The organism is Streptomyces sp. NPDC037203, from assembly GCF_055605065.1.
This window is the reverse complement of sequence record NZ_JBVJUC010000001.1, coordinates 916,162-928,840: the sequence shown is the minus strand read 5'-3', so window position 1 is coordinate 928,840 and position 12,679 is coordinate 916,162. Positions and strand designations below refer to the sequence as shown.

At 74.1% G+C, this 12,679-nt stretch carries 9 protein-coding genes and 1 tRNA gene; 8 read left to right on the top strand and 2 right to left on the bottom strand.

Features of this window, described 5'->3' with window-relative positions:
* Positions 1-50 precede the first annotated feature (50 nt).
* Positions 51-557, bottom strand: coding sequence for a DUF309 domain-containing protein (locus ACZ7EC_RS03855; RefSeq protein ID WP_471057411.1), 507 nt, complete (start codon positions 555-557; stop codon positions 51-53).
* 102 nt (positions 558-659) lie between these two features.
* Between ACZ7EC_RS03855 and ACZ7EC_RS03850 the strand changes: the two genes are divergently transcribed.
* The 3 genes from ACZ7EC_RS03850 (at position 660) to ACZ7EC_RS03840 (ending at position 4,556) form a co-directional block, all read left to right on the top strand.
* Positions 660-733: transfer RNA gene (locus tag ACZ7EC_RS03850), tRNA-Pro, on the top strand.
* A 327-nt stretch (positions 734-1,060) separates the two neighbouring features.
* Positions 1,061-1,279 (top strand): hypothetical protein, encoded by a 219-nt coding sequence (locus ACZ7EC_RS03845; protein WP_471057408.1) that lies wholly within the window; start codon positions 1,061-1,063, stop codon positions 1,277-1,279.
* A 277-nt stretch (positions 1,280-1,556) separates the two neighbouring features.
* Positions 1,557-4,556 carry an AfsR/SARP family transcriptional regulator gene (locus ACZ7EC_RS03840; RefSeq protein ID WP_471057405.1) on the top strand — a complete coding sequence of 1,000 codons (3,000 nt, stop codon included), beginning with the start codon at positions 1,557-1,559 and terminating at the stop codon, positions 4,554-4,556.
* Positions 4,557-4,604: 48 nt separating this feature from the next.
* On the opposite strand, the gene ACZ7EC_RS03835 is transcribed toward ACZ7EC_RS03840, so the two are convergent.
* Positions 4,605-4,787: a hypothetical protein gene (locus tag ACZ7EC_RS03835; protein ID WP_471057402.1), complete on the bottom strand. Its 183-nt coding sequence runs from the start codon at positions 4,785-4,787 to the stop codon at positions 4,605-4,607.
* 265 nt (positions 4,788-5,052) lie between these two features.
* On the opposite strand from ACZ7EC_RS03835, the gene ACZ7EC_RS03830 reads away from it, so the two are divergent.
* Genes ACZ7EC_RS03830 through ACZ7EC_RS03810 form a run of 5 tightly spaced genes read left to right on the top strand, consistent with a single transcriptional unit; the run spans position 5,053 to position 12,675 of the window.
* Positions 5,053-6,867 carry an asparagine synthetase B family protein gene (locus tag ACZ7EC_RS03830; RefSeq protein WP_471057399.1) on the top strand — a complete coding sequence of 605 codons (1,815 nt, stop codon included), beginning with the start codon at positions 5,053-5,055 and terminating at the stop codon, positions 6,865-6,867.
* 40 nt (positions 6,868-6,907) lie between these two features.
* The gene (locus ACZ7EC_RS03825) at positions 6,908-8,470 is read left to right on the top strand and encodes an amino acid adenylation domain-containing protein (RefSeq protein ID WP_471057396.1); all 1,563 of its coding nucleotides are present in this window, start codon (positions 6,908-6,910) and stop codon (positions 8,468-8,470) included.
* The gene (locus tag ACZ7EC_RS03820) at positions 8,467-10,047 is read left to right on the top strand and encodes a condensation domain-containing protein (RefSeq protein ID WP_471057392.1); all 1,581 of its coding nucleotides are present in this window, start codon (positions 8,467-8,469) and stop codon (positions 10,045-10,047) included. Before ACZ7EC_RS03825 ends, ACZ7EC_RS03820 begins: the two co-directional genes overlap by 4 nt.
* Positions 10,044-11,336 (top strand): MFS transporter, encoded by a 1,293-nt coding sequence (locus tag ACZ7EC_RS03815; RefSeq protein WP_471057389.1) that lies wholly within the window; start codon positions 10,044-10,046, stop codon positions 11,334-11,336. The genes ACZ7EC_RS03820 and ACZ7EC_RS03815 overlap by 4 nt, the downstream gene beginning before the upstream one ends.
* Positions 11,305-12,675 (top strand): condensation domain-containing protein, encoded by a 1,371-nt coding sequence (locus tag ACZ7EC_RS03810; protein ID WP_471057387.1) that lies wholly within the window; start codon positions 11,305-11,307, stop codon positions 12,673-12,675. The genes ACZ7EC_RS03815 and ACZ7EC_RS03810 overlap by 32 nt, the downstream gene beginning before the upstream one ends.
* Positions 12,676-12,679: the final 4 nt, after the last annotated feature.

Here is a 12,679-nt window from a genome sequence, read left to right as displayed (position 1 = left end):
CACGGATCCGCCACCGCATTCCCACCGGCTCCGGGGGCGCCGCGCGGCCGTCAGAGCCCGAGCCGGGGCGCCTCCACCACGGCGTCCACGGGGCCGCCCCCCGCCTCCACCCTCCCGGCCAGCTCCCGCGCCCACCGGACGACCCCGGCGAGGTCCATCCCGTACGGCCGGTCCTCGCCGCGGTCCCGCTCCCACTCCTCGACCGCGCCGGCCCCGCGCCGCAGCAGCCGCGCCCCGCCGACCGTGTTGCCGCGGGCCGCGTGCGTGAGCCCCACCGCGAGCTGGGCCAGCCCCCGCCACAGCGGCCGCTCGTCCTCGGGGCCCGACTTCCAGGCGTCCTCGAACACCTCGTGCGCGTGGAACGGCCTGCCCGCGTCGAGCAGTGCCTGAGCCTCGGCGACCGACTCCCGCGGCGCCCGCACGACGCCCTCCGGCTGCCGCGGCACCCCCTGCGCGCCGTACGCCAACGGCCGCCCGAGCCCGTCCCGCGGCCGCGCACTGCGGGCCCGCCCCTCCGCGTCCCGGTCCCGCTCTCCGGCTCCACCCGCATGCGTCATACCGCCGATTCTCCCCCCGCCCCGGCCCTCTTCCCGCGCACCCCCGCGCGTGCGGTAAAGTTCTGTTCGCGCGATCACGCGGTCCACCGCGAGTCAGCGCATCGGGACGTGGCGCAGCTTGGTAGCGCACTTGACTGGGGGTCAAGGGGTCGCAGGTTCAAATCCTGTCGTCCCGACTTGAGAGAGTCGCAGTTCAGGGCCGGGTTCGATCGATTCGAATCCGGCCCTCGGCCGTTTCCGGGGAGCGTTCGGGTGTGCGTGGCGGGAGTCCGGCGCGTGCCGCTTCCCGACAGCCGATGATCAGCCGTTGATCACCCGTGCCGGTGCCGGACGGGACCGGTCGTCCCCGTCCGGGGCCGGGCTCCTGCTCGTGAAGGGCCTGACGTGGGGCCGGCCTCGAGGTCCGGGTCACCGTGCCGTTGATCGGTCGGTGATCGGCCGTCGGAGCGGGCCCAGACAGGACGTTGATCGACGCCTTATTGGTTTTTGGCCAGTGCTCGCGTGTGTGCCCGCCCGGCCTCGCAGGCCCCGAGATCAGCGACAGACAGGACGCGGGTCTGCTGCTCGACCGGATCGGGCTGACCGCGGTGCTCGCGGCCTTCGGCTGCTGCTACCTGGTCGTCACCCTCTTCCCGCTGGTCTTCCCGGTCTGGCGTGAGCTGGACGCCGACGGCGTCCCGGACGGCGCCGGGACACCCGTGCCCGCCGGAACGGGGGAGTAGGTGCCGCGTTCGGCAGCCATTAAGGTTTCGCCGTGAACGAGTTCGGTGAATTGTGCATCTTCTTTGCCGGGCAGCGGGGGATGAAGGTGAAGACGGTGTCCGCCGGCACGTGATCCGCGCCGGCACACCCTGTCCTACGAGCAGACAAGCCGAACACGGACAGCGCGACAGGAAAAGAGTCATGCATATGGCGGATCTCCGCTTTTCGGTGCTTGGTCCCCTGCAAGTGCGCCGGAGTGGCACCGCGTTGGCGGTCGGGTATCCGCAGCAGCAAGCCATGCTGGTGGCACTGCTGCTCAGGGCGGGGCGCAGCGCAGGCGGCGCCGAGCTGACCGAGGCACTCTGGGGCGCGGAGCCGCCGGTCCGGGCGATGTCCACCGTGCGCACCTACGCCTGGCGGTGGCGGAAGATCCTGGCCGACGCCGCGGCGCCCGAGGTGCTGGTCTCCTGCGGGGACGGCTACCGGCTCGCGGTGCCGGACGACTCGATCGACGCGCTGTGCGCCGGGGAACTCGCCGCGCAGGCGGAGCGGGCAGGCGCCGAGGGGCGGCCCGCACACGCGCGCCGGCTGCTCTGTGAGGCGCTCGCCCTGTGGCAGGGCGAGCCGCTGGCGGGCATACCCGGCCCGTTCGCCGAGCGCCAGCGCCGGCGCCTCGGCGAACTGCGGATCGCCCTGCTCGAACAGCGCCTGACCTACGAACTGGACCTCGGCCACTCCGCCCAGTGCGTGCTGGAGCTGACCGAGCTGACTGCCGAACACCCCCTGCGCGAGCGGCCGTACGGGCTCCTGATGCGCGCGCTCTACCAGGCGGGCCGGGTGGCGGACGCGCTCGACGTCTTCCGCCGCGCCCGCCAGGTACTCGTCGACGAACTGGGCGTCGAACCGGGCCCCGACCTGACCGAGCTGCACCGGCGCATCCTGCGGCGGGACCCGGCGCTGCTGTCGTCGCCCGCGCGCAACGCCTGGTGGGATCCCGCCCGTGCGCAGGACGAGGCAGCGGACGGCGCTCCGGCTCCCGCACCCGACCCGCAGGGCCCGCGGCACGCCACCGGGCCCGAGCAGCCGGCCGGGCCGCGCCCCCTGCCGCGACCCGCTCAACTCCCGCCAGGCGAACCTGACTTCATCGGGCGCGAGGCCCTCGTGGCAGTGCTCAGCGAGGCCCTGTGCGAGCCCGGCCGCCGCACCCCCGCGATGGTGGTGCTGGCCGGCATGGGCGGTGTCGGCAAGACGGCGCTGGCACTCCATGTGGCCCACCGGGTGCGGGAGGCGTTCCCGGACGGGCAGTTGCACGCCGACCTGCACGGCGGCGACGACGTGCCGAGCGCGCCCGATGTCGTGCTGGCCACCTTTCTCGCCGCCCTGGGGGTCACCGCCGAGTCCCTGCCGGAGGATCTGGAGGCCCGTGCGGCCCTGTTCCGGTCGATGGTCGACGAACGCCGGCTGCTCATCGTGCTGGACAACGTCCGCGACGCCCGGCAGTTGCGCCCGCTGCTGCCGGGCGCGGCCGGCTGCGGTGTGCTGGTGACCGGCCGCACCCGGATGGCGGGACTGCCGGTGAGCGTCCAGGCCGACGTCGACGTCTTCGACAGCGCGGAGGCGGTGCGTCTGCTGGGCCGGGCCATCGGCGACGAGCGGGTGCGGGCGGAGCAGGCGGCGGCCCTCGGCCTGGTCGAGGCGTGCGGCTTCCTGCCGCTGGCGGTACGGATCGTGGCCGCCCGGCTGGCCGCCCGGCCCCAGTGGTCGATAGCGAGCCTGAACGAGCGGCTGGCGGTGGAGTGGCGCCGCATCGACGAACTCCGCATCGGCGAGCTGACGGTGGAAGCCGTCTTCGAACTCGGCTACCGGCAGCTGACGGCGCAGCAGGCGATGGCGTTCCGGCTGCTCGCCGCCGTGGACTGCGCGGACCTGGGGGTGGCCGCCGCCGCGTCGATCCTGGCCGTGGACGAGGCCACGGCCGAGGACCTCCTCGAATCCCTGGTCGACACGCGCATGCTCGCGTCGACGGTGCCCGGCAGGTACAAGTACCACGACCTGCTCCGCGCCTTCGCCCGGCGCAAGTCGGCGCACGAGCTGCCCGAGGAGGCGGCGGTAGCCGGGGACCGGCTGCTCGCCTTCCTGCTGGCGACGGCCTGCCAGGCCTTCCAGCAGGCCGTGCCCGGCGACCCCATCGCGGACGCCTTCGGCTCCCCGGCCGCGACTGTTCCCGCCTTCGGCGGTGTCGCGCAGGCGCAGGCGTGGGTCCGGGCCGAGGCGGAGGGTGCGCGGGTGCTCGCCGCCCAGGTGGCGGCGGAGACGGTGGCGCGGAGCACCGCGGCACCGGGCACCCCGAGCGGCACCGCGGCACCGGGCGCCCCGAGGGACGTGGCACGGCTGCGGCACGCCATCGATCTGCTGATCGCGCTCAGCCCGTTCGACGCCGACGCCCGGTACGCCGAACTCGCCTCGACGGCCGACGCGTTGATCCACGCCTCGGTGGCGAGCGCGGACCGCCGGGCGGAGGGCCGGGCACGCTTCCTGCGCTGTACCGTCGCGCTCGCGGCGACCCGGCTCGGCGACGCCGAGACGCAGGCACGGGCGGCCGTGGCGGCCTGCCGTGAGGTCGGCGACACGGTGATCCTGCGCCAGGTGCTCAACGACCTGGGGCTCATCGTGCAGTACCTCTCGCGCTACGACGAGGCGGTCCGCCACTTCGAGGAGGCCATCGCGCTCGCCCGCCGCCTCGGCCACCGGGCCGGGGAGGTCGCCACCACGGTCAACGCCGCGTTGGCCAGGGTGCGCGGCGGAGATGCCGCGGAGGCGGCGCGGATGTGCCGTCAGGTGCTGGACGGCACGGCGGACGAGCGGGACGACGCCGGCCGGGCGTACGCCATGTACGTTCTGGGCCTCGCCCTGCACGCGCTCGGCGACTACGCGGGCGCGGTGACCCGGCTGGAACAGTGCCTGGCCCTGGCCGGGAAGGCCGGTCTGCGCTACCGGGCGGCGCACGCCCGCTACCGCCTCGCCGACAGCCTGCGCGCCGGTGGCTCTCCGGCGCGGGCCCTCCCGCACGCCGAGCGGGCACTGGCGGAGTGCGAGGAGATCGACGCCGAACGGGACCAGGGCAACGCCCTCATGGTCCTGGGCCGGATCCTCGCGGACCTGGGCCGCGGACCGGAGGCACGCGACCGCTGGCAGCAGGCCCACGCGCTGTTCACACGGCTCGGCCTGCCCGACGCGGCCGAGGCGGCCGCGCTGCTGGAGGGAGGGACTCAGGCGGAGTGCAGACAGTCCGCCTGAGCCGGCCACCGAGTCTTCAGGCGTCCAGCCGACCGCCGGAGAGCCCCGTCACTGTCGGGGCGAGACGACGTTGGAACCCGTGCTGTTCCACGCCACGTCGAGCTGCTTGCCGTGCTGCCCCGCCGTCGAGGCCGCCGTGGCCGCGCTGCCGAGCAGTACACCGAGCAGAGCGGCACCGGCCACCACGGTCCGTACCCGGGAGCGTCCTGCACGCGTGTCGTGGCTGTTCATGAAGTCCCCTTGTGTGAAGTGCTGTTGGTCGTTGCCGATCCTGCCAGGCGGCGATCAGCGGGCGATCAACGTCCGATCCACGTCGCCCCGACTCCCAGCCTGCCGGTTCGGCACGGGAGATTTGTAGCCCCCGCCGATTCTGTCCGCGTTCCTTCCACGGGCCCGCCCCCGGTCGTGGGCGGAAACCGGATGGGGGCCGATCGGGTACGCGCCGAACCTAGCCTGACGCCCGTCAGGGGCGGTCGAGACCGAGGTGAGGCGTCGGATGTCAGGCATCGCAGGATGGGTCGATCGCGCACGGGAACTGGCGGGGGAACACGCCGCGGTGGCCCGGATGTCGTCCGACCTCGCCGTACGGGGCCGCCGCTCCGCCGACAGCTGGGCGGGACCTCACGCGGCCCTGATCCAGCGCACCGACCAGGCCTGGACCGGTTCCGGGCGGCCGGCCGTGGCGCGGGAGAACGGCCGGACGGTCGCGGTCGCGGTCTGCGACGGATACCTCAAGAACGCCGCCGAGCTCTGGGCGGCCGTCGGCAGCGCGGGGACGGCCGCCGGGTCGCCGCCGTCGCCCTCCGAGCTGATCGCGCGCGGATACCTGCGGTGGGGCGCCTCGGTGGTCGCCCGGCTGGACGGGGCGTTCGCCTTCGCGATCTGGGACGAGATCCGCGGCGAACTGCTGCTCGGGCGCGACCGGATGGGCGTCAAGCCGCTGAGCTGGTTCCCGACCGCCGACGGCGCGCTGTTCGCCTCCGACCTGGCCGTCCTCGCCCGGCATCCGCTGGTCTCCCCGGTTCTCGACCCCGAGGGCGTGTGCGCCGTCGTCACCCAGCTGCGCCGCACCGGGCACAGCGCGCTGCGCGGCGTACACGAGGTACCGCCGGCCTCCCTGGTGCGCATCACCGCGGACGGCACCCTGACGCGCCGTTACTGGACGCTGGAGGCCCGCGAACACGTCCTGGACCCGCAGGCGACGATCGCCCGCGCCGACGAACTGCTGCGGGACTCCGTCGCCAGGGACATCGCCGGGCACGAGCCCGCGGTCCTGCTGTCCGGCGGCCTCGACTCCAGCCTGCTGACCGGGCTCGCGACCGGCAGCACGAAGCGCAGACCCGTGACCTTCACCGTGTCGTTCGCCCAGCGCACCGCGAAGGTGCCGGACCTGCCCTTCATCCAGGACGTCGTCCGCTTCTGGGACTGCGAACACCACGACGCCGTCGTCGAGGTGGCGGACGTCTGCGATCCGGTGACCCTGGCGGAGGTCCTCGCGGCCAAGGACTACCCCTCGCCCTTCGGCGACAAGAACGTCACGCCCTACCTCCTCAGCCGGCACGCGGCCGGACGGGTGCCGGTGGCGCTGTGCGGGGAGGCCGCCGACACCATGTTCGGCGGTCTGTACGGCGACCTGGACTCGCTGCAGGAACTGCGCACCTTCCCCTGGCTGGACCAGTCCCGCCGCTTCGGCGTCCCGTATGGCATCGGCACCGGCCTGTTCAGCGGTGAACTGCTGCGCTCCGTCGACGTCGACGGCTACCTGGACCGGGTGTTCCAGGCCGCTCTGGCCGAGGTGCCGACCCTCCCGACGGACTCACCGGCCCGCCGGGCCGTCCGGCAGCTGGACCACCTGACCACCGGACGCCTGCTGGAGCAGACCATGCTGCACGCCGAGCGCCTCGGCACCGCGGCGGGGCTCCACCTGCGCTTCCCCTTCGCCGACCACTCCCTCTACTCCTTCATGTACAACGTCCCTCCGGAGTGGAAGTTCGTCGGGGGCCGGACCAAGAGCCAGCTGCGGGAGATCGCCAGGGACCTGGTACCGCCCTCGGTGCTGAACCGGATCAAGTCGACCTACCCGGCCGCCTACGACGAGCGGTACAAGTCCTTCCTCCTGGGCCGGCTGCGGGACCTGCTCGACGACTCCTCGGCGCCGGTCCGCCCGCTGCTCGACGTGGACCGCGCCACCGCGATCACCGACGACCCGCGCCTCATCGACCGCGGCGGATGGTTCGGCCGGGCCGACGTCGAGATGATCCTCCAAGTCGATGCCTGGATGCGCCGACTGCGCGTCGGCCTGAGCCTGTGACCCCCCTCCCGCGGCCGGGTGACGAGAAGTGAGACCTGCCATGCCGACCACCCCCCTGTCCGACTACCCCCTCCACCGGATCTTCGCCCGGCAGGCGGAACGGGTGCCCGACCGGATCGCGGTCACCGACGCCGAACGGCGGCTGACCTACGCGGAGGTCGCCGACCGGGTCCGGGTGCTCGGCGCCGTACTGCGCGAGCGCTGCCCCGGCCCCGGCCGCCGCATCGGACTCCACCTCGGCCGCACCGCCGACCTCGTGGTCGCGGTCCTCGCGGTCTGCGCGGCCGGACACGCCTATGTGCCGCTCGACCCCGCCTACCCGGCCGAGCGCCGCGCGTACATGATCGAGGACAGCGGCATCACCGTCGTCCTCGCCGACCAGGACCTGCCCGGCTCCCTCGGCGCGGGTCTGGACGTGATCCGCGTCGACCGGCTGGACCCCGCCCGGCCGCAGGCCGACCCGCCGCCCCCGCCGGTCCCGGCGGGACAGGACGGCGGCGACGCCGTGGCGTACGTCATCTACACCTCCGGCTCCACCGGGCGGCCCAAGGGCGTCGAGGTCCGCCAGCGCAGCGTCGTCGCGGTGATCGAGGCCTTCGGCGCGCGCTACCGGGCCACCGAACACGACGTGTGGACCCTGTTCCACTCGTACTGCTTCGACTTCTCCGTCCTGGAGATCTGGGGTGCGCTGGCCACCGGGGGAACGCTGGTGGTCGTACCGGCCGAGGCGGTGCTCTCGCCCCGCGCCTGCGCGGAGCTGCTGGTGCGCGAGGGCGTCACGGTGCTCGGCGCCGTCCCCTCCGTCTTCCGCTACCTGACCGGGGCCGCGCGATCGCTGCCCGAGCCGCCCGCCACCGTCCGCCGGGTCGTCCTGGGCGGCGAGGTCATCGACCCGGCCGACGTCCGCAGGTGGCGCGAACTGGTGGGCGCCGACTGCGAGTTCGTCAGCTGCTACGGCCCCACCGAGACCACCGTGCTCGCCAGCACCGCGACGCTGCCGAACGACCCGGCCGATGCCGTCGGAGACCTGGGCACCCCGCTGGACGGCTGCGAGCTGCTCCTCCTCGACGAACGGCACCGGCCGGTCCCGGACGGCACCCTCGGCGAGATCTGGATCGGCGGCCCCGGCGTCGCCGTCGGCTATCTCAACCGCTCCGGGCTCACCGAGGAGCGCTTCCGGTACCTGGATCTGCCGGGGCGGCGCGGGCGCTACTACCGCACCGGCGACCTGGCCGCGGTGCGGGACGGCCGTATGCGCTTCGCCGGAAGGGCGGACGACCAGGTGAAGATCAACGGCTTCCGGATCGAACTCGGCGAGGTCGAGGCGGCCCTGCGCCGACTGCCGGGCATCCGGGACCTGGCCGTGGTCCTCGGCGAGAGCCGCGCCGGCGGCAAGCAGCTCACCGCCTACTACGTGCCCGATCCGGCGCTGCCCGAGCCCGAACCCGCCGCGCTGGCCGGCCGGGTCCTGCCCCGGCACATGGTCCCCGGCCGCTTCGTACGGATGGCCGAGCTGCCGCGCAGCCCCTCCGGAAAGACCGACCGGCGTGCCCTCGCCGAGGGGCGCCCCGGCGTGACCCACCAGCCTGAGAGGACCCGATGAACACCGCACCGCACACGATCCCGCTCTCCGCCGGGCAGGAGGCCATGCGCGTCGCCTGGGAGCTCGCGCCCGACCAGCTGACCCACATCATCCCGCTGCCGCTCCTGGTGGACGGCACGATCGACCCGGACCGGCTGCGCGCGGCCGTCGGGGTGCTGGGCGAGACCTTCCCGCAGCTGCGCGCGCGGGTGACGGCCGGCCCGGACGGCAACCGCCTCGACTGGTCCGGCGCGCCGGACATCCCGGTCCGCGTCTCGGCCACCGACCTCGACCGCGACCTCGCGGTCCGCCGGGCCTGGCAGGTCCCGTTCGACCTGCGCCGGGGACCACTGGCCCGCGTGGAGCTGATCGACGGGCCGGACTGGACGGTCCTGCTGCTGGTGACCCATCACCTGGTCAGCGACGGCGCCTCCGTGCTGCTCCTCCTCGACGCGCTCCGGCAGGCCTACGCCGGCGATCCGGTCACCGTACGCAACGACCCCGCCGTGCTGGAGCGGCACGCCCGCCGCTCGGTCGAACTCGCCGAGACGGACGCCGGAGCCGCCGACCGGGACTACTGGCGGCGCGAACTGGGCTCCGGTACACCGGGCCTGCCGCTGCCGGCCCCGACCGACGAGCCGCGGTACACGATGGTGAGCGAGAGCATCCCGGCGGACCTCTCCGACGCGCTGCGGCACCGGGCGAAGGCGGCGGGCGTCTCCTACGTGACGGCACTGCTCGCCGGGTACTACGCCTTGCTGCGCCGCTACAGCGGCGCGGCGGACATCCTCTCCTTCCTGCCGTTCCACGGCAGGACCGCGCCGGAGACCCGCGAGCAGATCGGATACTTCGTCAACCCGCTCCCGGTCCGCTGCCGGATGGCACCCACGGACACCTACTCCGAGCTGCTCCAGCAGGTCCGCGGCCAGGTCAAGGCCGCGATGAGCCACGGCGAACTGCCGCTGCCCGCCATCATGCGCGCGGCGGGCCTCGTCGGCCCCCAGGCACGCGAACTGACCCACCGCAGCGTGTTCCAGTTCTGGCACGCGGGACTGCGCGACGGCCTGGACGTGCAGGAGCTGCCGATGGTGGGCCCGGACACCAAGGCCGTCCTGAGCATGCTCGACATCGAGAGCAGCGCCGGATTCACCCTCGCCGTCATGGTCCGCGAGGACAGCGCCGGCACCCACGTGCTGTGGAAGGACCCGGCCGGCACCCTCGGCCCCACCCTGCTGACGGCAATGGCCGCCGACTACCAGGACGTGCTCTGGAGCATCGCGGAACACCCCGACGCACCGCTGATCGACGTCCTCGCCGCGACCGGCGCGTCGGCGTCGGTCACCGGGGCGGCGGACGGCGTCCGGGAAGCGGACGCGGCGGCGGTCCGGACGATGGTCGAGGTCTGGCAGGAGGTCCTGGGCATCGACGGGATCGGCCCGCAGGACTCGTTCTTCGAACTCGGCGGCCACTCGCTGCTCGCCGAGAGCCTGGTGATCAGCGTCGCCCGCAGATTCGGCCGCGAGGTGCCCCTGGCCACCCTGTTCGACTGGCCCCGGCTCGGCGACTTCACCGACCAGGTGCTCGGGCACCGGTCGTGACGACCGCCCCCGCGCCGGTCCGGCTCCTGCGGCACCCGACACTGCGGCTCCTGCTCGGCGCCGAATCCGTCTCCGTCCTCGGCAGCGGGCTCAGCACGGTGGCGATCCCCTGGCTGGTGCTCACCCGGACGCACTCGCCCGGCGACATGGGCCTGGTGATGGGCGCGGGGCTCGGCGGCACGGTGGTCTCCGGGGTGCTCGGTGCCGCGTGGGCGGGCCGGCTCGGACCGCGCCGGGTGATGATCCTCGGCGACTGCGCCCGCGGCACCCTGGTCGCCCTGCTGGCCGTGCTCGCCGTCTGCGGCGGACTGAGCGTCACCGCCGCCGCCCTGGTGATGTTCGCCATGGGCGGCTGGCTCGCGCCGTACGCGGCCGGCCAGCAGGCGCTCCTGCCGGACCTCACGGGGGAGGACGAGGACCTGCTGAGCCGCGCCGCCGCCGCGCTGCAGAGCGCCATGCGGCTGGGCCTGATGATCGGCCCCGCGCTCGGCGGACTGCTCGTCGGCTGGCTCGGCCCCGCCCCGGTCGTCGTGCTGGACGCGGCGAGCTTCGCCGTCTCGGCCGTCCTGCTCGGGCTCCGCCTGCCGCCCGCCCCACCGGACGCCACCCGGCCGCGGACGGGCGGCCGATCGCTGACCGCCGGACTGCGGACCCTGCTGGCGGACCCGCTGCTGGCCACGTGGTCCCTGGCGCTGACCCTCTCCGAATTCGCCTGGCAGGGACTGTTCGCCGCCATCCCGGTGATCGCCCTGACCGTCGGCCACGGCCGGCCCGCCGTGGCCGGGCTGCTGTCGGCGGGCTTCGCCGGCGGAGCGCTGCTCGGCACGCTGCTGGTGGGACCGCTGCTGCGCCGCCTGTCCGCGCCGGTGCTCGCGGTGACCGGCCGGGTGCTGCTCGCCGTGTCCTTCTGGGCGCTGCTGCTGCCGCTCGGCGTGACCGCGCTCACCGGCACTCTGGCGGTCGCCGGCCTGCTCAACGGTGTGTCCAGCGCCCCCGTGGCGGCCGTACGCGCCCTGCGGATTGAGGCCCGGCTGCGCTCCGAGACCCTCACCGTCGCCATGGCGCTCGCCCTGACCGGCGCCGGAGTGGGCTGGATCGCCACCGGCTCGGCCGTCGACCGGGTGGGCCTGCGCGGGGTGTTCCTCGGCCTGGCGGTGGCCCAGGCCGTGGCCGCCCTGCTGCATGCCGCGGGGCTGGCCGCCGTACGACGCCGGGACGCCGGGCCCGGCCCCGCAACCGAACCGCGAGGAGACCCCGATGACACAAGCCGCCACGCCCGGACCGCCTGACGGCTGGCACAGCGTCCCGCACCGCATGAGCATAGGTCTGCGGTACCAGCAGCGAGCCGACGGGACCATCCCTTCCGAGAACGTCACCTGCTTCCTGTTCACCTTTCCGGGCGCATCGGCCGACCCGGCGCGGCTGGAGCGCGCACTGCGCTGGACGGTCCGCGCGAACCCGGCGCTCGGCAGCCGCTACCGGGTGCACGCCGACCTCGGGCCGCAGTACCAGACGCAGCCGCCGTGGGAACCGCTGCTCGACGTGGTGGACCTCGGCGCCGCCGGCTGGGAGGAACTGCGCACGGCCGCGCGGCACATCGCGGACGCCGAGATCCGCACCCCCTTCGACCTGCGGGAGGGCCGCCTGCTGAAGGTGGTCTGCGTACGCCGCGAGGGCGGCGGCTTCGGCCTGGTCGTCAAGATCGACCACACCGTCTGCGACGGCATGTCCTACGCCCAGTTCCTCGACGACCTGCGCGAGGCCTACGAGGGCGGCGACGAGAGCCGGTTCCTCGCCGCCCGGCGCCGAGCCTCCCTGGCACGGGTGGCCGCCGCCGAACGGCGGGCCCTGGCCGGGGGCGGGGAGTCGCAGCTGCGCGAGGCCTGGCGCCGCCGGCTGCCCGCCGGCATTCCCGAGATGGTCCTGGAACGACCCACGCCCTGGCGGGAGTTGACCTCCGAGGGGGAGTCGGTGTCGGTCCGCCTGACCGGGCCGGACTACGGGCGGCACGTGCGCGAGGCCGAGGAGCTGCGGGTGTCCCGCTTCATGCTCGCCACCGCCAAGGTGCTCCACACCATGCGGCCGAGCGTCCTGGGCGACGGCCTGAGCTTCTTCTCCCCGTTCCCCGGCCGGTTCGTGCCGCAGGCGAGGGGAGTCCTGGGCAATTTCGTCAGCGTGCTGCCCGTCACCGTGGACGTACCGCGCGCGGCCGGTCTGCCCGAGACCGCCTCGGCGGTCCGCGAGGGCGTGCTGTGGACGATGCAGCACCAGGGCCTTCCGTACGACGCGGTGGTGGAGGCGGTGGGGAACGGCGACGGAACCAGCGGCGAATTCTCCTACGAGCGGCGGTCGGTCTTCATCTCCGGGAACCCTCCGCTCGCCTTCCGGCTCGGTGGCGTGCGGGGCGAGATCGGCGTGCCCGAACTGACCGACGCGATGTTCGACGTCAGCCTGTGGATCTCCGATTCCGGCGAGGACCTGCGGTGCAGCGCCGTCTTCCGGCGGCAGTTGCTGAGCCGCCCGCTGGTCGAGTCGTGGCTCGGTTCCCTCCGCATTCCGTCGACCGGCCGGGCACCGAGAACGGCACGGAACAAATCGGGGACGCCGGGCCAGCAGGATGAAGCATGAAGAC